This is a genomic window from Candidatus Poriferisocius sp. (assembly GCF_965214065.1).
Lineage (GTDB): Bacteria > Actinomycetota > Acidimicrobiia > Acidimicrobiales > Bin134 > Poriferisocius.
Genome location: NZ_CBDCAT010000027.1, coordinates 869,688 through 891,883, shown reverse-complemented (window position 1 = coordinate 891,883; position 22,196 = coordinate 869,688). Strand labels below are relative to the sequence as shown.

General features: G+C 62.8%; 23 protein-coding genes. 16 read left to right on the top strand and 7 right to left on the bottom strand.

The window, feature by feature from the left end; genetic code table 11:
• The first annotated feature begins 13 nt into the window (after positions 1 to 13).
• Positions 14 to 1,438 carry an alpha/beta hydrolase domain-containing protein gene (locus ACOOGG_RS10675; protein ID WP_420435050.1) on the top strand — a complete coding sequence of 475 codons (1,425 nt, stop codon included), beginning with the start codon at positions 14 to 16 and terminating at the stop codon, positions 1,436 to 1,438.
• Positions 1,439 to 1,445: 7 nt separating this feature from the next.
• Here the strand turns inward: ACOOGG_RS10675 and ACOOGG_RS10670 are convergent, their stop codons facing one another.
• From ACOOGG_RS10670 to ACOOGG_RS10660, 3 genes are read right to left on the bottom strand one after another with little or no spacing between them, the layout of a single operon-like run.
• On the bottom strand, positions 1,446 to 2,825 hold the full coding sequence (locus ACOOGG_RS10670) for an NAD(P)/FAD-dependent oxidoreductase (RefSeq protein WP_420435048.1): 1,380 nt from the start codon (positions 2,823 to 2,825) through the stop codon (positions 1,446 to 1,448).
• A complete protein-coding gene (locus ACOOGG_RS10665; protein WP_420435046.1) occupies positions 2,822 to 4,177 on the bottom strand; it encodes an NAD(P)/FAD-dependent oxidoreductase in 1,356 nt (451 codons plus the stop codon). Before ACOOGG_RS10665 ends, ACOOGG_RS10670 begins: the two co-directional genes overlap by 4 nt.
• Positions 4,178 to 4,224: 47 nt before the next feature.
• Complete coding sequence (locus ACOOGG_RS10660) at positions 4,225 to 5,646, bottom strand: gamma-aminobutyraldehyde dehydrogenase (RefSeq protein ID WP_420435044.1); 1,422 nt, start codon at positions 5,644 to 5,646, stop codon at positions 4,225 to 4,227.
• A gap of 182 nt (positions 5,647 to 5,828) precedes the next feature.
• Here ACOOGG_RS10660 and ACOOGG_RS10655 point away from each other — a divergent pair, with 182 nt between their 5' ends.
• Genes ACOOGG_RS10655 through speB form a run of 7 tightly spaced genes read left to right on the top strand, consistent with a single transcriptional unit; the run spans position 5,829 to position 12,647 of the window.
• Positions 5,829 to 7,187, top strand: a complete 1,359-nt coding sequence (locus ACOOGG_RS10655; RefSeq protein WP_420435042.1) for an aspartate aminotransferase family protein — start codon at positions 5,829 to 5,831, stop codon at positions 7,185 to 7,187.
• An 8-nt stretch (positions 7,188 to 7,195) separates the two neighbouring features.
• Complete coding sequence (locus ACOOGG_RS10650) at positions 7,196 to 7,654, top strand: Lrp/AsnC family transcriptional regulator (RefSeq protein WP_420435040.1); 459 nt, start codon at positions 7,196 to 7,198, stop codon at positions 7,652 to 7,654.
• Between the two features lie 23 nt (positions 7,655 to 7,677).
• Positions 7,678 to 8,748 carry an ABC transporter ATP-binding protein gene (locus ACOOGG_RS10645; protein WP_420435038.1) on the top strand — a complete coding sequence of 357 codons (1,071 nt, stop codon included), beginning with the start codon at positions 7,678 to 7,680 and terminating at the stop codon, positions 8,746 to 8,748.
• Positions 8,745 to 9,644: an ABC transporter permease gene (locus tag ACOOGG_RS10640; protein ID WP_420435036.1), complete on the top strand. Its 900-nt coding sequence runs from the start codon at positions 8,745 to 8,747 to the stop codon at positions 9,642 to 9,644. Before ACOOGG_RS10645 ends, ACOOGG_RS10640 begins: the two co-directional genes overlap by 4 nt.
• Positions 9,641 to 10,555, top strand: a complete 915-nt coding sequence (locus ACOOGG_RS10635) for an ABC transporter permease (RefSeq protein WP_420435034.1) — start codon at positions 9,641 to 9,643, stop codon at positions 10,553 to 10,555. The genes ACOOGG_RS10640 and ACOOGG_RS10635 overlap by 4 nt, the downstream gene beginning before the upstream one ends.
• Positions 10,552 to 11,670, top strand: coding sequence for a polyamine ABC transporter substrate-binding protein (locus ACOOGG_RS10630; RefSeq protein ID WP_420435032.1), 1,119 nt, complete (start codon positions 10,552 to 10,554; stop codon positions 11,668 to 11,670). The genes ACOOGG_RS10635 and ACOOGG_RS10630 overlap by 4 nt, the downstream gene beginning before the upstream one ends.
• Before the next feature lie 44 nt (positions 11,671 to 11,714).
• A complete protein-coding gene (gene speB, locus ACOOGG_RS10625; protein WP_420435030.1) occupies positions 11,715 to 12,647 on the top strand; it encodes an agmatinase in 933 nt (310 codons plus the stop codon).
• An 80-nt stretch (positions 12,648 to 12,727) separates the two neighbouring features.
• Here speB and ACOOGG_RS10620 read toward each other — a convergent pair whose 3' ends face one another.
• Positions 12,728 to 13,498 carry a DUF1295 domain-containing protein gene (locus ACOOGG_RS10620; RefSeq protein WP_420435028.1) on the bottom strand — a complete coding sequence of 257 codons (771 nt, stop codon included), beginning with the start codon at positions 13,496 to 13,498 and terminating at the stop codon, positions 12,728 to 12,730.
• A gap of 26 nt (positions 13,499 to 13,524) precedes the next feature.
• Between ACOOGG_RS10620 and ACOOGG_RS10615 the strand changes: the two genes are divergently transcribed.
• Genes ACOOGG_RS10615 through ACOOGG_RS10605 form a run of 3 tightly spaced genes read left to right on the top strand, consistent with a single transcriptional unit; the run spans position 13,525 to position 14,964 of the window.
• Positions 13,525 to 14,262, top strand: coding sequence for a hypothetical protein (locus tag ACOOGG_RS10615; protein ID WP_420435026.1), 738 nt, complete (start codon positions 13,525 to 13,527; stop codon positions 14,260 to 14,262).
• A 6-nt stretch (positions 14,263 to 14,268) separates the two neighbouring features.
• Positions 14,269 to 14,691, top strand: coding sequence for a nuclear transport factor 2 family protein (locus tag ACOOGG_RS10610; protein ID WP_420435024.1), 423 nt, complete (start codon positions 14,269 to 14,271; stop codon positions 14,689 to 14,691).
• A gap of 12 nt (positions 14,692 to 14,703) precedes the next feature.
• Entirely contained in the window at positions 14,704 to 14,964 is a 261-nt protein-coding gene (locus tag ACOOGG_RS10605) for a hypothetical protein (protein WP_420435022.1), read from the top strand.
• Positions 14,965 to 15,019: 55 nt separating this feature from the next.
• Here the strand turns inward: ACOOGG_RS10605 and ACOOGG_RS10600 are convergent, their stop codons facing one another.
• Positions 15,020 to 15,526 carry a VOC family protein gene (locus ACOOGG_RS10600; RefSeq protein WP_420435020.1) on the bottom strand — a complete coding sequence of 169 codons (507 nt, stop codon included), beginning with the start codon at positions 15,524 to 15,526 and terminating at the stop codon, positions 15,020 to 15,022.
• A 227-nt stretch (positions 15,527 to 15,753) separates the two neighbouring features.
• Between ACOOGG_RS10600 and ACOOGG_RS10595 the strand changes: the two genes are divergently transcribed.
• Positions 15,754 to 16,437, top strand: coding sequence for a GntR family transcriptional regulator (locus ACOOGG_RS10595; protein WP_420435018.1), 684 nt, complete (start codon positions 15,754 to 15,756; stop codon positions 16,435 to 16,437).
• 29 nt (positions 16,438 to 16,466) lie between these two features.
• Here the strand turns inward: ACOOGG_RS10595 and ACOOGG_RS10590 are convergent, their stop codons facing one another.
• On the bottom strand, positions 16,467 to 17,327 hold the full coding sequence (locus ACOOGG_RS10590) for a fumarylacetoacetate hydrolase family protein (protein ID WP_420435016.1): 861 nt from the start codon (positions 17,325 to 17,327) through the stop codon (positions 16,467 to 16,469).
• A gap of 19 nt (positions 17,328 to 17,346) precedes the next feature.
• Positions 17,347 to 18,096, bottom strand: a complete 750-nt coding sequence (locus ACOOGG_RS10585; protein WP_420435014.1) for a RidA family protein — start codon at positions 18,094 to 18,096, stop codon at positions 17,347 to 17,349.
• Positions 18,097 to 18,227: 131 nt separating this feature from the next.
• Here ACOOGG_RS10585 and ACOOGG_RS10580 point away from each other — a divergent pair, with 131 nt between their 5' ends.
• The 4 genes from ACOOGG_RS10580 (at position 18,228) to ACOOGG_RS10565 (ending at position 22,176) form a co-directional block, all read left to right on the top strand.
• Positions 18,228 to 18,695 (top strand): RidA family protein, encoded by a 468-nt coding sequence (locus ACOOGG_RS10580; protein ID WP_420435012.1) that lies wholly within the window; start codon positions 18,228 to 18,230, stop codon positions 18,693 to 18,695.
• A 150-nt stretch (positions 18,696 to 18,845) separates the two neighbouring features.
• Positions 18,846 to 20,024: a sugar ABC transporter substrate-binding protein gene (locus tag ACOOGG_RS10575; protein WP_420435010.1), complete on the top strand. Its 1,179-nt coding sequence runs from the start codon at positions 18,846 to 18,848 to the stop codon at positions 20,022 to 20,024.
• 34 nt (positions 20,025 to 20,058) lie between these two features.
• Positions 20,059 to 20,970 (top strand): polysaccharide deacetylase family protein, encoded by a 912-nt coding sequence (locus ACOOGG_RS10570; RefSeq protein WP_420435008.1) that lies wholly within the window; start codon positions 20,059 to 20,061, stop codon positions 20,968 to 20,970.
• Positions 20,971 to 21,060: 90 nt separating this feature from the next.
• Complete coding sequence (locus ACOOGG_RS10565; RefSeq protein WP_420435006.1) at positions 21,061 to 22,176, top strand: ABC transporter permease; 1,116 nt, start codon at positions 21,061 to 21,063, stop codon at positions 22,174 to 22,176.
• Positions 22,177 to 22,196 lie beyond the last annotated feature (20 nt).

Sequence of the window (22,196 nt, the reverse complement as noted above, 5' to 3'; positions counted from 1 at the left end):
CGAGCACTCTCCAATGACCACGCCAACCTCTGTTGTAATCGAAGAGCTTCCCGGCGCTCCGCCGGCCTTGATCCCTCGTAACTACGACCTCGAAAAGCTGGGCTACCTGGAAGCCGAGTTCGAAGTCCGAGGTCAGGCCCAGTCGTACCTGGCAATTGGAGAGCTTCCGCGAAACGGGCAGATTACCGCCGAGCCGGCCGAGTCTGCACCGTTCATCACCCGGGCGCTGGTGCGCCGGCCGGTGGCCGCGGCTGACTTCAGCGGAACAGTCGTGGTCGAGTGGCTGAACGTATCGGCTGGCGTCGACGGCTCCCCCGACTGGGACTACATGCACCGCCACATCATCCGCAGGGGCGACGCCTGGGTAGGTGTATCGGCCCAAAAGGCCGGTATCGACGGGGGCGGCTTGGCCGAGGGCCTCCATCTCAAGTTGCACAAACCGCAGCGTTACGGGCACCTGTCCCATCCCGGCGACGCATACAGCTACGACATCTTCACTCAGGTAGCCCAAGCTCTTCGCCAAGGCGGCTCCCCTCTGATCGGCGACCTGGTTCCCGAGCGACTTCTAGCAGTGGGCGAGTCGCAGTCGGCGGCATTCTTGGCCACCTATGTAAACGCCATCGATCCGCTAGTTCGGACCTTCGACGGCTACTTCCTGCACGGGCGACCCGGAGTTCGGACTGAGCTAAACGGCACCTTCGGCCCCCGGGTTCTCGACGGGCGATACGACGCCATGGCCCACTGCCCCGAGCAGATCCGCGCTGACGCCCGGGTGCCGGTTCTGCTGTTGAGCAGCGAAACCGACGTGACCGTGCTGCGCAATGAGGCAATCGAGCAACCCGATAGCGAGAACGTCCGGGGGTGGGAACTGCCCGGGGCTGCACATGCCGACACTTACCTGCTGGTGGCTTCGCGAGCCGATGGCGGCCAACTTGAACCCTCGAAATTGGCCCGAATGCTCGAACCGATCACCGACCTGGTGATCATGACCGTGGACAAGCCCATCAACTCCGCTCCTCATCAGCACTACGTGGCCCAAGCGGCCCTAGAGCACCTCGACCGCTGGGCTGGAGGCGGTGAGCCGCCCCCCGTCGCCCCCCGTTTGCAACTGGGCGATGATGGCATCACCTGCGAGCGCGACGATCTGGGCAACGCCCGAGGCGGGATCCGCAACCCATGGGTCGACACTCCCCTTCGGATGCTGTCTGGAGAAGGGCAAGAAGGCGACGGTTTTGCCTCCCTGTTCGGCACCACTGCGCCCCTGGAGCCCGGGACAATCGACCGGCTCTATCCCGGAGGCGGGGACGATTACCTAGCGGCGTTCACAGAATCGCTCGACCAGACCATTGCGGGTGGCTACATCTTGGCCATTGACCGCAGCGAGATCCTGGCCGTTGCCGCCGAAACGTTCGAATTGGCCCGCCTGGGAGTGGCCTAGCCGCCTCTCAGCTGAGCACCCGCTGCATCATCCGGGCGAGCCGCGACTTCCTGCCGGTTATCGCCTCTGTTCGGTCGGCAATGCCCATGATCCTCAGCGCTCCGTTTATGCCGAGCCAGCGCAGGGGCTCGGGCTCCCATAGCCGTGACTGGTGTCCTACCCAAGGCAGGTCGATGCGGGGCGAGTCGGTCTCGGTGATCAGCTCGGCGATGGTCCTCCCGGCTAGGTTGGCGGCGGCCACCCCCTCGCCGACATAGCCTCCGCCCCAGGCCATGCCGCTCTCCCGGTCGAATCCCACCGAGGGGAACCAGTCGCGGGGCACGCCGAGCACACCGCCCCACCGGTGGGTTATGGCCACATCAGAGAGCATGGGCAGCAGCTCGACCAGCGTTTTGATGATCTTGTCGTGGGTGCGCGACCTCTGCTCCACCGAGCTGGCGATCCTGGAGCCGAAGTTGTAGGGCGCCCCCCGCCCTCCGAATGCGATCCTTCCTTCGGCAGTCCGCTGTCCGTAGATGACCATGAACCGGTCATCGGTGAACGTCTCCCGTTGGCTCAGCCCGATGTCTTCCCATAGCGCATCGTCGATGGGCTCGGTGGCCACCATCAGCGAATACAGCGGGGCCAGAGACCGGCGGTTTCCCTCCAGTGTGCCGGTGTAACCCTCAAGGGCTCGTACCACCACTTCGGCATTGACTTCTCCCCGGTCAGTAGCGACTCGGCCGGGTTGAATGGCGATTGCGGCTGTGCCCTCGACAATCTTGCCGCCCAAGCGCTCAACAGCATCGCCGAGTCCTCGAACCAATCGGGCCGGATGCAGGGCCGCGGTGTGGGCGAAGAACATGCCGCCCACAACCCCGGTGGCGGCCAAGTGGGTGCGGGCCTCGTCGGCACCGAGCATCCTCATGTCTTCCTCAGCCAACCCATAAGAACCGTGAAACAGCTCGACCTCTTTGCGCTGGCGGGCTAGATGGGCACGGTTGCGGGCCAGTCGGATCGCGCCGCCTTTGGCGTAGTGGCAATCGATCTCCTCGCGTTCGGCCACTCGGCCCACCTCATCGACCGAATCGTGCAAGGCATGGAGCAGCCGGCGGGCGCCATCGTTGCCGCCAACTGCCTCGTGCCGCTTGGGCCCGGCCGCCATCTCCCCTACACACCAGCCGCCGTTGCGGCCCGACGCCCCAAAGCCGACGATGTCGCGCTCGATGACCATCACCCGGATTGTCGGGTCGATCGTCAGCAGGTAGTAGGCGGTCCACAGCCCGGTGTAACCGCCGCCCACGATGGCGACATCTACATCGGAATCGCCCCCCAGGGCGGGCCGGGGCTCGAGCGACCCCCCGCAGGTGTCATGCCAAAACGACCTGGCGCGGTAACGGTCGCTCATGAGTCGAACCCCACGCCGAACCGGTCGAGCAGTCTCAGCCAGGCCCCCCGCTTGCCGCTGCGCCGATCAGACCTCTGGAGGGCTTTGCGAGTGATCTGCACGCTGGCCCAGCGGGCCGGCTCCGGGGGGAAGGGCACCGGGTGCCTGCGCACCATCTCAAGCTCGGTCCGCCCGGTGGATTGGCCATACACAAGGTCTAGTGCCACCCGGGCGCCGAATCGGCTGGCCCCCACCCCGAGGCCGGTATAGCCCGCCACCCATGCCAGGCGGCCGCGGCACGCGGTGCCCCAGGTGGCGGTGAAACGGGTGGTGGTTCCGATGGGCCCGCCCCAGCGATGGCTGAACGACAGCCCCTCAAGCTGGGGAAACGTCTGGAAGAAGTGCTCGGCCAGCCGGAGATGGGTTGTCTTGCTCTGATCGTGGCGGGCATCGACCCCGTTGTTGAAGTGGTAGGTAGCGTCGTAGCCGCCCCACAGGATCCGGTTGTCGGCCGAGAGCCGGTAGTAGTGGAACTGGTTGGAAACATCGCCGAGCCCCTCCCGCTCGGCCCAGCCGACCGAGGCCATCTGCTCAGCCGACAATGGCTCGGTCATCAATACGTGGTCGTAGACCGGGATGGTGTAGCGGCGGGGGCGCCTTACCGGGCCCGGATAGGCGTTGGTGGCCATCACCGCCCGGTCGGCCAGCACCCTGCCGTTTGGAGTTCTGATCGATAGGCGGCTGCCCACTCGGTTGACAGACAGGACCGGGCTGTGGTCGAAGACTCCACCTCCCAAAACCTCAACAGCCGACCGCAATCCCCACACCAGTCGGGCGGGATCGACCAATGCCACATCGTTGCGGCGGATCATCCCGCCGAGGTAGGTGGGCGAATGCACTCGAGCCCGCATCTGGTCGGCATCGAGCAGTTCGACGTCTTCCCCAAAGGCCCGATAGACCTCGATATCCTCTTCCAGCCCCTCCCAGTGCCAGGGCTCAGTGGCCACGCCGATTTCGGGGCAGAGTCGGAAGTCGGCATCTACGCCGTGCTGTTTCAGGCTGGCGGCCAGCCCAGCCAAGTTCTCCCGGCCCAGGCGCACCAGAGTCTCGATTTCGGCGGGCCAATGAGAGAGTCCGTTGGCCAGCCCGTGGGTCAGCGAAGAATCGCAGAAGCCGCCGTTTCGAGAGCTGGCCCCGAACCCGCACTGCTCGGCTTCCAGCACCGCCACACGCATTCCGGGTTGGTCCTCCAAGGCCTGGAGCGCGGCCCAAAGCCCGGTGAAACCGCCGCCGATCACCGCCAAATCGGCTTCCATTGTCCCCGACAGCGCCGCTGCCGGGGCCGGGGCATCGTCGCGATCCGACCAGTACACCGCGGGGCGCGCCGCGCCCAGGGCTTGCGAAGCCCAAGTCTGAACGCTCAGTGCTTCACCATGACGTGTTTGAGCTCGGTGTAGTGGTCGAGGGCGTACAGCGACATGTCCTTGCCGTAGCCCGACTGCTTGAAGCCGCCGTGGGGCATCTCCGAGATGATCGGGATGTGGTCGTTCACCCACACCGTTCCGAACCGCAGCCCTTTGGCCATCCGCATGGCCCGGCCCACGTCGTTGGTCCACACGCTGGCAGCCAGCCCGTAGTCGCAGTCGTTGGCCCACCCCAGCGCGGTCTCCTCGTCAGGTACCGCCTGCACGGTGATGACCGGGCCGAACACCTCCCGCTGCACGATCTCCGACGCCTGGTCCACCCCGACAACCACCGAGGGCTCGTAGAAATAGCCATCGCCCGCTCGTCGGGAACCACCAGTGGTGATCTCCGCACCGGCTTCGCCCGCCCGGTCCACGAACCCTGACACCCGGTCCAGCTGGACACCAGATACCAGCGGGCCCATCTCAGTGTCTTCATCGATGGGGTCGCCAGTCGCCACGGACCCGGCCGCGTCGGTGAGCTGGGCCACAAAGTCGTCGTACACTTTGGCGCCGGCGATCACCCGGCACGGAGCGGTGCAGTCTTGGCCGGTGTTGTAGAAGCTGTTGTCGCGCAGATTGGCCACCACTGCATCGATGTCGGCATCGTCGAACACGATCACCGGCGCCTTCCCGCCCAGCTCGAGATGGACCCGCTTGAGCGAGTCCGACGCCTCTTGGGCCACCGACTTGCCGGCGGCCACCGAACCCGTGAGCGACACCATAGCCACGTCGGGATGCTGCACCAGCGGCACACCGGCGGATTGGCCCTGCCCGCAAACCACGTTGAAGACCCCGGGGGGAAGCACATCGTCGAGCAATTCGGCTAGACGCAGCGTGGTGTAGGGGGTGAGCTCCGACGGCTTCAACACCACCGTGTTACCGACTGCCAACGGCGGGCCGAGCTTCCATGTAGCCATGAACAGCGGATAGTTCCAGGGAGCGATGGAGCCCACCACCCCGATAGGGTCGCGGCGCACCATCGAGGTGTAACCCTCGAGGTATTCACCAGCGGCCTTGCCATCCAAGAAGCGCCCGGCGGAGGCGAAGAAGCGCCAGTTGTCGCACAGCTGATCCATCTCGAACTCAATGATCGACACCGGCTTGCCCACGTTCTCGCACTCGAGCGCGGAAAGCTCGGCCACGTTCTCCTCCACGATGTCGGCCACCTTGTGGAGGATCTCGCTGCGCTCCCTCGGCGTCTTGGCCGACCACTCGGGGAAGGCTGCGGCTGCGGCGGTGACCGCGGCGTCCACATCGGCCGCCGAGCTCGAGGCAACCTCGCCCATCACCTTGCCGGTGGCCGGATTCACCACCGAGTCGGTAGCCCCATCGATCGCCGGTTGAAATACCCCGTTGATGTAGTTGTCCGTCAGCATGATCCCGCTGCCCCCGTTCTTTCTGTTGCTTCGCTCATATTGCAGCACCAAACCCGCACAATCAAGCCCCCATTTGGTTGAGAAATAGTTGTCAATTCACCCTCAGCAACCGATTCGGTTGCACATGTGGGCATTCTGGTGTTAAATCGGTAATCACCGTTCGGAGCAGGGGGACGCCATCGATGCAACACGATGAGTTGGCTGCTTTGGCCGACCGCCACTTGTGGGGCCACTTCAGCAGCCTCGGCAGCGCGGTCGACCGAATACGGATCGTGGAGCGGGGCGACGGCTGCTACGTCTGGGACACAAAGGGCAACGAATACCTTGACGGCTTGGCCGGGTTGTTCGTCTCCCAGGTGGGCCACGGGCGAGTCGAGCTGGCCGAGGCCGCCGGGAAACAGGCGTCGCAGCTCGGCTACTTCCCCATCTGGACCTATGCCCACCCCGGGGCGGTGGAGCTGGCCGCTCGCCTGGCCTCGCTTGCCCCCGGCGACTTGAACCGGGTGTTCTTCACCAGCGGAGGGTCGGAGTCGGTCGAATCTGCGTGGAAGCTTGCCCGCCAGTACTTCAAGGTGATCGGCCAGCCCGAGCGGCACAAGGTGATCAGCCGGCAGCTCTCGTACCACGGCACCTCGATGGGAGCGCTGTCGATCACCGGGCTCGAAGTCTTGCGCGAGCCCTTCGAGCCGCTGGTGCCCGGTGTCTCCCACGCGGCCAACACCAACCGCTACCGGTGCAAGCTGTGCGCCGACTGCCCATCCTGCACGCTGGCCTGCGCCGACGACATAGAACAGGCCATATTGCGGGCCGGCCCCGAGACGGTGGCCGCCGTGTTCGTGGAGCCGGTGCAAAACGCCGGTGGGTGCTTCGTCCCCCCCGACGGCTATTTCGCCCGGGTGCGCGAGATCTGCGACCGATACGGGGTATTGCTGGTTTCCGACGAGGTGATCTGCGCTTTCGGCCGCCTCGGCAGCATGTTCGGCTCCGAGCGGCTCGACTATCTGCCCGACATCATCACCTGCGCCAAGGGGCTGACATCGGGCTATGCGCCGATGGGGGCCATGATCGCCAGCGACCGGTTGGCCGAGCCGTTTGTGGGCACCGACGAGTCGTTCTTGCACGGCTTCACCTTCGCCGGGCACCCGGTGAGCTGTGCGGTGGCCATGGCCAACCTCGACATCATCGAAGAGGAGCAACTGGTCGACCATGTGCTGGCCAACGAGGAAGCCTTCCGGGCCTCCCTGGACGACCTGTGCGACCTCCCGATCGTCGGCGAGGTTCGTGGCATGGGCTACTTCTACGGGATCGAGCTGGTGAAAGACCGCGACACCAAGGAGTCGTTCTCCTCCGAAGAAGCCGAATCGCTGCTGCGGAGCTTTCTCTCCAACCGCCTCCTCGATTTGGGATTGATCTGCCGGGCCGACGACCGAGGAGAGCCGGTGATCCAGCTCTCACCGCCGCTCATCGCCGGCCCCGACGAGTTCGACCGCATCAATCAGACGCTGCGAAAAGCGCTCACTGAGGCTCAGGCCCTCTTCTAGGTACGACGATGGCTGCTGCGTTCGACATCGACGAGATCGACAAGGCCATCATCCGCGAGCTGCAAAATGACGGCCGCATGCCCTACGCCCGGATCGCACCGATGGTCGGGCTTTCGCAGGCCGCCACCCGCCAACGGGTCAACCGGCTGATGGAGCGGGGAGTGGTCCAGATCGTGGCGGTGACCGACCCGGTGGGGCTGGGAGTGGGCTACCAGGCATGGATCGGCATCAACGTCTCAGGCGATGCCCGAAGCGTGGCTGAAGCCCTCGCCGAGATCAACGAGGCCGAGTACGTGGTGATCGTGGCCGGGCGGTTCGACGTAATCGCCGAGATCGTTTGCGCCGACAGCGAGGCGTTCATATCAGTGGTAAACGACCGGGTTCGGGCCATTCCCGGGGTCATCGACATCGAGACGCTGCACTATTTGAGGCTGGTCAAACAGACCTATAACTGGGGCACCGGCTAATGGGCGACGGGGGGGATCATCCAGTGAGCGACGCCAGCGCAGCGGTGCAGCTCTCGGCCATCACCAAGAGATTCGGCGACGTTGTAGCGGTCGACAACGTGGATCTGGAGATCGCCGACGGAGAGTTCTTCGCCCTGCTCGGGCCGTCGGGGTGCGGCAAGACCACCACATTGCGCATGGTCGCCGGACTCGAGTTCCCCACCGAGGGCAGCCTCAAGATCTTCGGCAACGAGGTGGGCACGCTTCCGCCCAACAAACGCCCGGTCAACACAGTCTTCCAGGACTACGCCCTGTTTCCCCACATGACGGTAGAAGCCAATGTTGCGTTCGGACTCAAGATGCAGCGGGTGGCCAAGGCCGAGATCGCCGGCCGAGTTCAGGAGGCCATCGGCCTAGTCCGCCTCGAAGGCCTTGAGCAACGACGTTCGCAACAGCTCTCGGGCGGCCAGCGCCAGCGGGTGGCGTTGGCTAGAGCACTGGTCAATCGGCCCAAGGTGCTGTTGCTAGACGAGCCGCTGGGCGCCCTCGACCTAAAATTGCGCCAAGAAATGCAGCGCGAGCTCAAGGCGCTTCAACGAGAAGTGGGCATCACCTTCGTGTTCGTCACCCACGACCAGGAAGAGGCCTTGACCATGGCCGACCGGATCGGCGTGATGAACGAGGGCGAACTCCTCCAGGTCGGCACTCCCGAGGGCATCTACGAGTGCCCGGTGAACCGGTTCGTGGCCAACTTCATCGGCCAGTCCAACCTGATCGACGCATCCGTGGTGTCGGTCGACACCGTGTGCTTGGCCGACGGCAGCCATATCCCCGGCCGGTCGGATCTGCCGGTGGGCACCCGGGTGGCATTGTGCCTTCGACCGGAACGGGTTGAGATGCACCCGGTGACTGCCGTCCCCGCCGGCCACACCTCTATATCGGGCCGCTTGGAGAGCGTCACCTACCTGGGCAACGCGTTGGTATACATGGTGACCAACGAATGGACTGAAATGGAGATCCGACTCGAGAACCAGCCCGGCGGGTTCCGGCCCTACGTCGGCGACGATGTGGCGGTGTCGTGGATGCCAGACGCGGTCACGGTGGTCAGGGCATGACGGTCGTCGAAGAACGGCGGGAAGCCGAAGTAGCCACGCCCGAATTCGAAAAGGCGGCCAACCGAGCCGCATCTCGGCGGGGTTTCCTCCTGTCGCTGCCGGCCTACGCCTACCTGGTGTTGTTCTTCGCCGTCCCGCTGGGGATCGTGATGATCTACTCGTTCGCCACCCGGAACCGGTTCGGCGGCACCGACCTATCGGGCTGGAACCTCAACGCCTACCGCAAGCTGGGCGAGCCCATCGTGCGGGACATCTTGTTCCGGTCGCTGTGGCTGGCCATCCTCACCACGCTGATCTGCCTGGTGGTGGCCTATCCGTTCGCCTACTTCATCGCCACCCGCACCCCCCTTATCCGCAACCTGATGCTGGTTTTCGTGATGATCCCGTTCTGGACCAACTTCTTGGTGCGCAACTACGCGTGGCGAGTCCTGTTGGGCAACGACGGACTGTTCACCAACATTTCAGAGGCCCTCGGCTTGGGAGAGCGGGAACTGCTGTTCACCACCTCGGCGGTGGTGATCGGGTTGGTCTATGGCTTCTTGCCGTTCATGGTGCTGCCCCTGTACGCATCGATCGAGCGGATCGACCTCAGCCTGATCGAGGCCAGCCGCGACCTTTACGCGTCGGGATTCCAGGCATTTCGGCGGGTTCTGCTCCCGCTGTCGATGCCCGGGGTGATCGCCGGGTCGATCCTGGTGTTCGTGCCCAGCCTGGGCGCCTATGTGACTCCAGAGATCCTGGGCGGCGCCAAGACCACCCTGCTGGGCTCCTACATCGTCACCCAGTTCCTTACGGCCAGGAATTGGCCGGTGGGGGCGTCGCTCTCGTTCGTGCTGATGGCCGTGATGCTGGTGGCCACCCTGGTGTACTTCCGAACCGGGGGCAGGAACCTGTGAGCAGCACCGTCCAGCCTCGGGGCACCACCAAGATCGCGCTCACGGCCCACTCCTGGCTGGTCTACTTGTTCTTCTTCGCCCCCATCTTCGTGCTGATCGTGTTCTCCTTCAGCGACGACCGCAACGTGGGCCGGTGGGGCGGTTTCACGCTGGAGTGGTACCAAGATTTCGTGGAGCACAGCCAGCTCCAAAACGCTGTGTGGGTGTCGGTCCGGGTGGCCCTTCTCTCGACGGTCATCTCGGTGGTGCTGGGCACGCTGGCCGCCCTGGCCCTAGAGCGCTTCAAGTTCCGGGGCCGCAAGGTGTTCGACGCCCTGCTGTATCTGCCGATCATCATCCCCGACGTGACCATGGCGGTGATGATGCTGCTGTTCTTCTCGGAGTTCTTCGAGATTCTCGACTCGGTGTTCGGCTGGGATGTCCAAAAGGGACTCGGCTCCATCACCATCAGCCACATCGCCTTCAACATCAGCTTCGTCTCGGTGGTGGTGCGGGCTCGACTGGCGGGCATGAGCCAGGTGCTTGAGGAAGCCGCCCTCGACCTCTACGCCACCCGGTGGAAGACGTTCCGCTACGTGACCTTCCCCCAGATCCTCCCCGGAGTAGCCGGCGGCGCCCTGCTGGCCCTCACATTGTCGCTCGACGACGTGGTCATCACCCAGTTCGCTGCCGGCCCGGGCGCCACCACCCTGCCGGTGTTCGTGTTCGGCCTCATCCGCCGGGGCGTCACCCCGCTCATCAACGCCACCTCGGTGCTTATGCTGGCCGCATCGGTACTTCTAGTGGCCCTGTCGCTGGCCTTCCAGCAGTTCAGCGGCCGCAGCGGGCGCCCCTCGCTGCGCGCCGCCCGGCAAGCCGTATCCGCCAAACCCACAACCAACACCCAAATCAAAGAGGGGATATCCCAATGACAATCACAAACCTTCCTGGCCGAAGAGTGTCTTGTCTGCTAGGCGTGCTGCTGGCCTTTGCGCTGGTAGCCGCCGCGTGCGGCAATGACGACGATGATGGAAGTGCAATCGCCGACTGCGAGGTGAACGAGACCGACGGCAATCTCAACATCTACAACTGGGCCGAGTACATCGACGAGGAGCAGCTTGCCGCGTTCTCAGACGAGTACGACGTGAGCGTGACCATGGACGTCTACGACTCCAACGAGGCCATGCAGCCCATCGTGGCGGCCGGCAACTCGGGTTACGACTTGATCGTGCCGTCGGACTACATGGTGGCCATCTTGATCGCCGGCGGAACCGTCCAGCCGCTCAACAAAGACGCCATCCCCAACATCGCCAACATCTCCGAGGACTTCCGGAACCTGATCTACGACCCGGCAGGGGATTACTCGGTGCCCTACCAGTGGGGCACTACCGGCATCGCGGTGGACACCGCGGCGCTGGGCAGCGACTTCCCCCGCTCCTGGGGTCTGATCTTCGACCCGGCCCTCGCCGATGAGTACAGCGGCTCGATCTCGCTGCTCAACGATCCTCGGGAGACGATCGGCGCAGCCCTCAAGTACCTGGGCTACTCGCTGAACTCCACCGATGAGGGTGAGCTGGAGGAGGCCACCAATCTGGTGGCCAGCGCACGGGGTCGCCTCGCGGCGTTCAACACCGACTCGGCCGACGAGTTCTTGACCACCGGTGAGACGGTGATCGCCCACGGGTACTCCGGTGACATGTTCACCCAGTTCCTGGAGACCGACGATCCGTCGCAGTACGTGTACTTCGTGCCCGACGAGGGCGGTACCCGCTGGATCGACAACATGGCCATCCCGTTCGACGCCGGCAGCCCGTGCACGGCCCACACCTTCATCAACTGGCTGCTCACCGCCGAGCAGGGCGCCGCTTTGTCGAACTGGAACTACTACTCCACTCCGAACGCGGCCGCATTCGGCGGGCTCGATGAAGACCTCCAAGACTTCCTCAGCACGCCAGGGGTTGCCCCAGTGGAGATCTTGGAGGAGATCCAGGACACCGGCGACTTCGAGGTGAAGTTCTCCGACGCCTTCATCGAGGCCAAGGGCTGATCGCCTCAGTCCGCTAGGAATACCGGAGATTTAAGGTGGCCGACATGCCTCAACCCCTCGGGGGCAATCAGATGCCCCGCTTCGCGGGCATCGCCACCTTTATGCGGCTACCCGGCCGGTCGGCGGCGGACGACCTCGATGTCGCCGTCGTGGGCGTGCCGATCGACATCGGCACGTCCAACCGGCCGGGGGCCCGCTTCGGCCCGAGGGGCATCCGCAACGAGTCGGTGCTGATTCGCCCCTACAACATGGCCACGCGAGCAGCACCGTTCGACAGCCTGCGGATCGACGACATCGGCGATGTGGCCACCAACCCCTACAACCTGGCCGACGCGGTGGCCCGCATCGAGGCCTTCTACGACGAATTGCTCGGCCATGATGTGATCGCGGTGGCCATGGGAGGCGACCACACCATCGCCCTGCCCATCATGCGGGCCATGCGGCGCAAGCACGGCCCTCTGGGGCTGATCCACGTGGACGCCCACACCGATATCAACGACCACATGTTCGGCGAGGCCATCGCCCACGGCACACCGTTTCGCCGGGCCGTGGAAGAAGGGCTGCTCGACACCCACCGGGTGGCCCAGATCGGCGTGCGGGGCACAGGCTACGCCGCCGACGACTTCGACTGGTCGCGGGAACAGGGCTTCCGGGTGGTGCAAGTAGAAGAGTGCTGGAACCGCTCGCTGGAGCCCCTCATGGCCGAGGTACGCGACAAGGTGGGCGGAGGGCCGGTGTACATGAGCTTCGACATCGACGCCCTCGACCCCTCCTTCGCCCCCGGGACCGGCACCCCCGAAATCGGCGGCCTCACCGCCCCCCAAGCCCTCGAGATCATCCGAGGCTGCCGAGGCCTCAGCCTGGTCGGCTGCGACCTAGTCGAAGTAGCCCCCATCTACGACCCCACCGGCGCCACCGCCCTCACCGCCGCCAACCTCCTCTTCGAAATGCTCTGCGTGATGCCAGGGGTGCATTAGTCGGCCGACATTCGTGAACCTCCTCCAATCGGGTTAGATCCCGCTTGAACAACCGGGCCGTCACTGTCGGGTTCCCGTGATTACGCAGATTTGGGACGGCGGGGGACGAATGAGCTGGTTCGCTGGGTGTACTCCAGATAGCCCGGGCGGGTCTTGGCCAAGCGGTGTTCCACCATCGGCACGCCGGACACCTTCATCAACAGCCAGGTCATGATGGCGGGGCCGACCAGCCCCACAATCCCGATAGGAGTTGAGGCTGCTACCAGGCCAATGCCCCACCAGGCGGTGGCGTCACCGAAATAGTTCGGGTGGCGGGTGTACCGCCACAGGCCGCGGTCCATCAGCTTCCCGGCGTTGGCCGGGTCGGCTTTGAACCGGACTAACTGCCAGTCTCCGATGGCCTCGAACCCGAACCCGACCAGGAAGACAACCATGCCGATGAACCACAGGGCGGCAAATCCCCTCTCGGTTTCGCTGATGCCGATCATGAGGGGAAGCGACATCACCCACATGGCCGCCGCTTGCAACCCAAACACCCTCACCAGGCTGGTCAGCCAGAAGCGGTCGCCAGCCCGGCGGCGCATTGACCGATAGCGGAAATCCTCTTCCTGGCCGATGTTGCGAAACGCCAGATGAATGGCCAGGCGCAGCCCCCAGGTGGTGGCCATCGCCACCAATAGCGCGGCCCTCACATCGTGCCCGTCGGTGACCAGCCAGCTCACCCAGGCCACCACCACAAAGCCGAAGCCCCACAGGATGTCGACGATGCCCGCGTCCCGCACCGCCACGCTGATGACCCACACCACCAGCATCATCCCGGCGATCACCAGCGCTGCCACCCATAAGACCATCTGCGATCAGCGTACCGTGGTGGCTTGTGAACGACTCCGACCGACATGTGCTGTTGACTTTCTCCAACCCGGTGATTGGCCAGGAGGCCCAATACCACCAGTGGCACGACGTCCATACCCGCGAGGTTGCGTCGTGCGAGGGGGTGGTCAGCGGGCGGCGCTACCGAATGAGCCCCGATGCCGACTTGCTTACGCCCGAGTGGATGCGCACCCACGCCGATCGCAGCGATCTGCCGATGCCGTTCGAGTTCTTGGCCGTCTATGAAATCGAGGGTCACCTGCCCTCGGTCATCCAGGGCATTGCCACCAAAGACGACTATTCCATACGGTCCGACGACAGTCTCGACCACGACACCGTGGCCAGTTGGGCTTTCACCCAGACCGGTCCGCAGATAGGGGCGGCCACCCCCGATGAGGTTGACCACCTCGGGATATCGCTGGCCAACCCCACCAAGGACAACCTTGAGTGGTTTGAGCGCTGGTACACCATCCACTATCGGGAGGTCATGGCGACTCCTGGCTTCCTCACCGGGCGGCGCTACTGGGCCGCCGACAACATCCTCACCCCCCAATGGGCCATCGACCATGGTGAAATCAGTCCCAATGGGATGCCGTTCCAGCACCTAGTCATGTACGAAGTGGGCACCCCGTATGCCGAAGCCAAGCCGGCGCTGGAAGAGCAGCGGAATGACTTCACCGTCTTCCCCGACGGCGCCATGGACTACGACCAGATCATCGGCTGGCGCTACACGCCACTAGCCTGAGGCGCCATGTCAGAAGAGATTCGCACCCTGTTGGCCCGCTACTCCGACGGGGTGTGCCGCTTCGACGCCGAACAGTGGGCGTCGACCTGGGCCACCGACGCAGTATGGGAGATGGGCCCGATGACCAAGACCGGGCGGGACGAGATATCCACCTCCTGGCAGGGCATGCTGGCCCGTCTCGACGGGGTGATCCACGCCTACCTAAACGGCTGGGCCGAACTCGACGAAGCCGCGGGCACCGGCACCGGACGCTGGTACGTGATCGAGCACTTCAAGCGGCCCCGCGAAGACCCCATGACCATGTATGGCTACTACGACGATGAATACTGCTTAGAAGGCGGCCAGTGGAAGTTCGCCCGCCGGTCTCTCAACCGCATCTACTACGGCCCACCCGACATGTCCGGCGACTTCACCGGCTTCGGCCTTTAGGCTTAAGCAACCATGGGCTATCGCCAAGCAGACGTGTCCGCAGCCGATGCAGCGATGGATAAGTACCGGAGTGGACTAGAAGGTGAGGTAGGCGCTGCCCTGTCTGTGGTCGGTCTCAGCGCCGAGCGAGCTCACAAAGAGATGGTGATCCGAGATGACATGATTCGGATCGCCCACCGCGCCGGAGCCTCACTTCGACAGATCGCGGAAGTTTCCGGACTCGGCCGCAAAACGGTGACCGCCATCGTCGAGTCCGATCAGACGCGAAAATAGGGGATGGCCAGCATGGAACCTCTACCTGTATAGGCGATCAGTTCGTCAATAGGCTCTAATTCCCTGTTCGGAATCCTGCCTTGTCCATGGCAAATGGCATATCGGGGTCGAGCACCTCTTGGAGCTCGATCACGTTACCATCGGGATCGCGCCCGTACGTTGCCCGCAGTTGCAGCATCTCTCCCCGCTCTCCCAACTCCTCCTTCGTGGGCGGCGGCCGGTGAAAGTGCATTCCGGCGGCCCGTAGCCGCTCGTATTCGGCATCAATGTCGGTCACGTTTAGTGCAAGATGGGTGTAGCCATGATCACAAACCGGCCGATTGGGGTCTGACGGCGCTCCGATCGGCTGGTGATACTGAAAGATCTCGATGAACACGTTGCCAGCCCGCAAGATCAAGCTGGTGGCCGACGAATCTTCCAATCCAACGATGCTGTCGATCACCTCGTTGTCGGTCCAGCCCCTCTCGTCAACAACCTCGAATCCGAGCAGCTCGGCATAAAACTCCCGCAACCGGGCCAGGTTCCCAGTTGACAGCGCGATGTGGTGAATCCCATTTATCATCGGCTTTCCTTCCCGACAGCCATATGCAGAGCGTACAGTCCGTCACGGCTACACCCCGACTGGCGCTTACGGCCTGCTTGTCGAACTGGTTTATCGAGTCGAGACCACGAGACTGCCAGGGCATGCTGGCCCGACTCGACAGGGTCGCCTGCGGAGCGAGCCGTGAAAGTTCCTAGCCAAATGATATAATATTTGGCCGCCGAACTTGCCGAAAATGGTTCAACCCGATGCATGACCCCGACAGCACAGTGGAACTCGTAGTGCGCCACCTCCGCGAGGGCATTATCGATGGCACATATCTGCCAGAGTCGAAGCTTCAACCGAAGGTGATCGCCGAGAGGTGCGGCACGAGCTTCATTCCGGTGCGCGAGGCGTTTCGAATTCTCGAGTCTGAAGGATTCGTCACTGTGTTCCACAACCGTGGAGCATGGGTGTCGTCAATGTCGGTAGAAGACCTCGACGACCTGTACATCGTCCGCACAGAGCTCGAATGTGAAGCAGTGAGACGAGCATCAGGCTGCGATGAGAAGAAGATCGACATGCTCTTGAACAACCTCGGTGAAGCCCAAGAGCGCCATGCCAAGGGCGACCACGCGGCGGTTGTCGCCCTGAACCGCGAGTTTCACTTTGCGATCTATGAATTGGCTGGTTCCCCTCGACGACTCAAGCTGATTGACCAACTCTGGCTGCATTCCGCCCGCTATCAGCGGCTGTCGCTTCACTACCGACATGATGCAGCGAGTGATGAGCACCGGTTGATAGTGGATGCCCTTAGCAATGGCGACCAATCCGCAGCCGCAGAAGCCTTGCGCTGCCATCTTGCATCCACGGTTGAATTGATCAGGGGCGCGGTTGAGGCGGCAAGCTTCGTGGGCCGCGAGGAACACGGCGGGGTGGAGGAAGTTCCCTAGCGTTGCGGCGCGGGCACGCGACCACCCTGCTAGTGGGGGGTTGCGATTGTCCTCGTCCTTTGCTCGCCCAGCGCGTCGATTCCGAGATGCAATTCACGGCCAGGCTGTAGGTAACGGGGTGGCGTCTTGCTGAGTCCAACCCCAGATGGCGTACCGGTGTTTATCAGGTCGCCCGGTTCAAGAACCATGAACTGGCTCACAAACCAGACAATGTGTTCGACAGAGAAGATCATGTCGGAAGTGTGGCCAGTCTGCTCACGGCCACCGTCGATGTTGAGCCACAAGTTCAGCGTTTGCGGGTCGGGAATCTCGTCGCTCGTCACGAGCCACGGGCCAAGAGGGTTGAAGGTGTCGCAGGATTTTCCCTTGTCCCACTGGCCATCGCGCTCTAGTTGATACTCGCGTTCGGAGAGATCGTTGGAGATGGTGTACCCAGCGACGTACGGGAGCGCCTCCGTCGGAGTCCGCAGGTAGCTTGCCTGCCGGCCGACAATGACGCCGAGTTCAACCTCCCAGTCGGTCTTGGTCGATCCGGGCGGAATACGCACATCGTCATTTGGACCGATGACGGTGTTGGGTGCCTTCATGAACAGAATTGGCTCATCGGGGATCGGCATGTTCGATTCCGCGGCGTGGTCTCGGTAATTGAGTCCGATGCCGATGATCTTGCCCGGTCGTTTGATGGGGGGGCCGAGGCGCGACTTGCCCGACTGGAGCGGCGGGAGGATTCCGGCGTCAAGTGCCTCCCTTAGGCGGTCGAGACCATCGCTCCCAAAGAACTCGGCGTCATAGTCCGGGGCTACGGATTCAGCGCTCAAAACCGACCCGTCTTTGGGGTCAACAACAGCAGGGCTTTCTTGGCCTTCGGCACCGACTCGAATCAGTTTCACAGGTAGTCCTTCCCGCCGGCTACAACTTGATTTCGGACCGCACGCCGCGCATGTCCATTTCGAAATCGAGTCCGAGAACTGGCGGCCTCGCCCGACTCCAGCAAAGCCCGTGGCGTCCCGCCACTCCTACCTTCGGTAGAACTGAGTCCTCTAGCAACCCCTCCAGCAGGAGCACGGTGTACACGTCAATTGCAGTGACCAGCTCCCAACTGGCACCTAGACCATGAAGGCGTGACTCCATGATCCCGATCACATGGCCCGCCTTCTCCCGCAGGGCGTCGGGCCCGGACTCCCCTCTTCGGATGATGTCGTCCTCGTCCAGGGCGGCCTCGCGCAACTCCGCAGCACCCGCGACGACGAATGTCATCGGGGCGTCCTGCATTTCGGGAGCGGTGTAGGAGAAGCCGTGCAATACAGGGGTGGCCGGGGGAGAATCAGCCGGAGCAACGTTTGTCCGGGCGACAGGATTGAGGTCGCCAACATATAGATCCCATGTCTGGACCAAATCGCAATAGCCCACGTTGAACTCGATGAATCCCTCCATGCTGTAGGGCGTGGGGGACCGAAGCTCAACTCCGCAGAGGGCGTGACGGGATCGACCGATCTCCCGAAGATGGGAATCGATCTTCTCAAAGCCCTCCCGCCAGGGCAGCGGAGTTCGCAGGGTCGCGTGGACGATTTCGTAGCCAGGGTCGGCAACTACGCCACAAGAGTAGGGGTCTATTCCCATGAGGAAGCGGTATCCGCCTCGTGGGTTGGCTAACAGCATCAGGAGTCTCCATTCACGGATGGACTACTACGGGATTATCGGTATTCCTATATTATGCTATAATATCTACATCGCAAAGGACTCTCAGGGGTCTTGACGGGCCGCCCATGGGATCCCAAGGAGGTGCCCCCATGAAAGTCTCCCCAGAGTCTCGGCTCGAGGAGCTTGGGCTCACATTGCCGCCGTGCCCGCCGAACACCTCAAATTACTTGGGAACAGTCACCGTCGGCGACCTCGTCTTCGTGGCTGGGCATGGCCCGTTCAAAGACGGCGAGCTCATTCACAAGGGTCGAGTGGGTGAGGACATGGACGTCGAAACCGCAGTAGAGGCAGCCCAGCTTGTCGCTCTCAACATGCTCTCTACCCTCAAGGCCGAGTTTGGCGAGCTGAGTCGGATAAAGAGGGTTGTCAAGCTGCTCATCATGATCAACTCGGCTCCGGATTTCGATAGACACCAGATGATCGCAAACGGCGCCTCCGACCTGATGGTCGATGTTTTCGGCGAAAACGGGAAACATGCCCGTTCGACTGTGGGAATGGCTGCACTGCCACTCGGGCTCGCCGTCGAGGCTGAAGGCGTGTTTCAGATCATCTCATAGGTTCAAGCAGCGCGAGTCCCCCACTGGCACCCAGACTCGACGGTTGACGAGGCCCACGGGCTGGATTATCCTGGATTATGCTATAATATTCGATCTCAGTTGGACCGCTCATCAGGGGCGGTGCGCTCTGACCGGAAGGTAGGAACCGATATGCGACGGATGAAGCTGTGGGCGGTCTTGGGCACTATTGCGGCACTCGTACTGGTCGCATCAGCGTGCGGAAATGACGACGACCCGGGGGAGACTTCGGCCCCGGAGACGACTGCCGCTTCTACCCCTGCGCCGACTGCTGCCCCTACCCCTGCGCCTACCCCTGAGAGCGCCCCCGAGCCGGTAGAGATCAACGATGAGTACTTCAGAACTCCGCTGGATTGCGATGTGAATTCCACGACCGACGATTTGCTGGCGTATGCCCCACCTGCGGCTGACGCTTCCTACGAGATCGACTTCATGCAAGTGAGCCTGGCCGCTGAGTACTACCAGGCCATGGCCTACGGCGCGGAGCAAGCGGCAGCCGACGTCTCGGCAGCCGGCGGCGGGACCGTCACGGTCCGGCATACGGCGGGCGTGGGCTATACGGGTCCCGCCGACCAGCTCGCAGACGCGGAGAACATTCTCCAGCGCAACCCCGATGCCATCATTCTGGCTCCCGTGGACACGGCTGGCTCGGTTGCAATTGTGGATGCGGCAACCGACGCGGGCGTGCCCGTCGTGAACGTCTCGACAGAGGTTCCCGACGGCAGGGTCTTCATGATCATGCAGGACGACTACCTGTTCGGCAAAGCAGGCGCCGATGCCATCGCCGAACTGGTTCCCGAAGGCGGGAAGGGTGTCGTTATGGCGGGTCCCGCCAATGCCACCTGGTCTCGCAAGCGGGCCGAAGGCTTCAGAGACCGGGTAGAAGAAGCCCATCCGAATCTCGAGATAATCGCTGCGCCCAACCAGTTGGTCGATCCCGAGGAAGGCCTCGCCGATTTCTTGAACGTGGTTACCGGAAACCCGGAAATCGACTGGATCTATGCGGCCCACTTCGCATTGCTGCTGCCTCCCTCCATTCCTGAGGAATACCAGGACGTCCCCTACATAGCGTCCGATTTCACCAATTTCTCAGCTCCTTGGATCGACGACGGCAGCGCTGATGCCCTGTTCCTCGTGAGTCCGTACTGGATGGGCTACATCGGTCTCGGAACTGCGGTTTCGGTGCTGAACGGAGATGACGTGCCTCGCATCAACTGCGTGCCCTTCCCCGTAGTCGACCCGTCCAACGTCAACGAGGATTGGGTCCAGATCGAGCTGATCCCCGCCGGGTGGCAGGCTGAGGTCAGCTAAGTTCCCTGTATCAACGCCTAGCAAGGAGAAATAGATGACTAACAAAGATCACACGATCTGCCTGACCTTTGATTTCGATGCAATCTGCCTCTGGCTAGGCTCATTTGGAGCTGAGACACCCAGCATGTGCTCTCGGGGGGAATTCGCCGTTCCGGGGCTGAAGCGTGTTCTCAAGGTCCTGGAAGATCGGGATATTCCCTGCACCTTCTTCTGCCCGGGTCACTCGGCCCACCTCTACCCAGACCTCGTCAAGGAGATCGTGGACAAGGGTCACGAGATCGGGCACCACGGGTGGAGCCACCGCAACCCCACCAAACTCTCCTTGGAAGAAGAGAGACGAGACTTCGAACTGGGCTTCGAAGCTATCGACTACGCCGCAGGTGTTCGTCCTACCGGGTGTCGCACCGCGGCATGGGACTTCAGCCCCAACACCTTGGATCTCATGAAAGAGTTCGATCTCGACTATTCGTCGACATTCATGGCGAGTGACTTCTACCCCTACTACTTGCGAGATGGTGACGAATTCCCTGCGAACGAACCCTTCGTGTTCGGCACACCGATCGACATCGTGGAACTCCCTCCCAGTTGGGGACTGGACGACTTTCCGCCGTTTGAATACGTCTGGGGTATGAACCAGGGTCCCAATACTCCTTCACAGGTTCGAGAGCTGTGGCAGGGGGAGTTTGACTACATGATCGAGAACTGCCCGGGTGGGATGTACGTTCTCACTTGCCACCCACAGTTCATCGGCCGCGGGTCGCGTATCAAGATGCTTGAGGAGCTGATCGACTATATGGAGGGCGAAGGACGAACCTTCAGCACACTCGGCGATCTGGCAGCGAAGTTCCGCCGTGAGAACCCTCTCGACGAATGGGTGGAGAAGAACCCCTATTTGACAGGGGCGAAAGCACGCCCGCCCGAATCTTGGGCAGGGTTGGACGGCTGATGCCAATCAGTTAGGAGGCGGCCTCGCGGCTGCCTTCTAGCAGGCCGGAGAGCGGTAGTGGAATAGAACTATGCTCTTGAGGGGGCTTCTGTGACCGAAGAATCGTTGGCTGCTCACACCTCGTTTACGGCCAGGAGTCACAGGCTCTCCATCCGAGACTGGGCTTTCAAGTATTCAACCGAACTCCAGCTTCTGGCTGGGCTCGCCGCGATGATCGCCATTTTCTCGCTCCTCGAGCCGTCAATCTACCCAACTACAGCCAACGTTCAGAACATATCGCGCCAGGCGGGCGTGCTCCTCGTGGTGGCAATCGGCCAGATGTTCGCCATAACCGTCGGCGGGTTCGACCTCTCTGTTGGGGCGAACATGGGTTTCACCAGCATCGTCACTGCCCAAGCGATGGCAGACCACGGGGTGGCGGCGGCCATAGTCATCGGGCTTCTCACCGGTGCCGCTATTGGGCTCGTCAACGGGATCCTGATCGCCAAGCTGCGTGTGAGTCCGTTCGTCGTGACCATGGCGATGCTGACCTTTTTGACCGGTTACGGCGGCGTGCGAAGCAACGGAGCCTCAGTTATCGCGAACGATCCCACCCTCAAGTGGTTCGGTGGCCGCGACTGGGGTTTCATGCCATCGACGATCGGAATCGGCATCATCATCCTGCTGTTGGCAGTTGCGTTCACCGGAAGAACGCGTATCGGCCTTTATGTGTACGCCATTGGCGGCAGCCGCGAGACATGTCGGCTGGCCGGGATTCCCGTAGCCCGCTACGAGACCATTACCTACATGATCACCGGCATGCTCGCCGGTGCAGGCGGGATCATGCTCACCGCCCGAGTATCGGTTGGCCAGACCGGGCTCGGTGCCGGTTTCGAATTGCGATCAATTGCCGCAGCGGTTATTGGGGGTGCAGTCATCGGCGGGGGCAAAGGCCGATTAAGCGGGGTCTTTCTCGGGGTAGCTCTGATGACATGCCTGACTGTGGGGCTTGCTGTGACTGGTGTCGGTACCTTCCAGCAGCAGATGGCGATCGGCATCGCCCTCGTGGTCGCAGTGTTGATCAGCCAGATAAGGGGAGGAAGCTTCCGCCAATTCTCTGATCTCCTGCCGACGCTGAAGCGACTCTTCATCGGATTCGATGGACAATCCTGGAGGCTTGCCGGCCCGGCCTCAAAGACAGACACGTCGAGCGATGACACCGCCTGACTCCGAATCTGAGCCTGACC

Bases quoted from the DNA above. Each gene is read 5' to 3' on its own strand.
- ACOOGG_RS10600 (WP_420435020.1), bottom strand. From the start codon at position 15,526: ATGATAAATGGGATTCACCACATCGCGCTGTCAACTGGGAACCTGGCC.
- ACOOGG_RS10585 (WP_420435014.1), bottom strand. From the start codon at position 18,096: ATGCTGTTAGCCAACCCACGAGGCGGATACCGCTTCCTCATGGGAATA.
- ACOOGG_RS10620 (WP_420435028.1), bottom strand. From the start codon at position 13,498: ATGGTCTTATGGGTGGCAGCGCTGGTGATCGCCGGGATGATGCTGGTG.
- ACOOGG_RS10595 (WP_420435018.1), top strand. From the start codon at position 15,754: ATGCATGACCCCGACAGCACAGTGGAACTCGTAGTGCGCCACCTCCGC.
- ACOOGG_RS10670 (WP_420435048.1), bottom strand. From the start codon at position 2,825: ATGAGCGACCGTTACCGCGCCAGGTCGTTTTGGCATGACACCTGCGGG.
- ACOOGG_RS10575 (WP_420435010.1), top strand. From the start codon at position 18,846: ATGCGACGGATGAAGCTGTGGGCGGTCTTGGGCACTATTGCGGCACTC.
- ACOOGG_RS10655 (WP_420435042.1), top strand. From the start codon at position 5,829: ATGCAACACGATGAGTTGGCTGCTTTGGCCGACCGCCACTTGTGGGGC.
- ACOOGG_RS10675 (WP_420435050.1), top strand. From the start codon at position 14: ATGACCACGCCAACCTCTGTTGTAATCGAAGAGCTTCCCGGCGCTCCG.
- ACOOGG_RS10605 (WP_420435022.1), top strand. From the start codon at position 14,704: ATGGGCTATCGCCAAGCAGACGTGTCCGCAGCCGATGCAGCGATGGAT.
- ACOOGG_RS10610 (WP_420435024.1), top strand. From the start codon at position 14,269: ATGTCAGAAGAGATTCGCACCCTGTTGGCCCGCTACTCCGACGGGGTG.
- ACOOGG_RS10650 (WP_420435040.1), top strand. From the start codon at position 7,196: ATGGCTGCTGCGTTCGACATCGACGAGATCGACAAGGCCATCATCCGC.
- ACOOGG_RS10570 (WP_420435008.1), top strand. From the start codon at position 20,059: ATGACTAACAAAGATCACACGATCTGCCTGACCTTTGATTTCGATGCA.
- ACOOGG_RS10580 (WP_420435012.1), top strand. From the start codon at position 18,228: ATGAAAGTCTCCCCAGAGTCTCGGCTCGAGGAGCTTGGGCTCACATTG.
- ACOOGG_RS10660 (WP_420435044.1), bottom strand. From the start codon at position 5,646: ATGCTGACGGACAACTACATCAACGGGGTATTTCAACCGGCGATCGAT.
- ACOOGG_RS10640 (WP_420435036.1), top strand. From the start codon at position 8,745: ATGACGGTCGTCGAAGAACGGCGGGAAGCCGAAGTAGCCACGCCCGAA.
- ACOOGG_RS10630 (WP_420435032.1), top strand. From the start codon at position 10,552: ATGACAATCACAAACCTTCCTGGCCGAAGAGTGTCTTGTCTGCTAGGC.
- speB (WP_420435030.1), top strand. From the start codon at position 11,715: ATGCCTCAACCCCTCGGGGGCAATCAGATGCCCCGCTTCGCGGGCATC.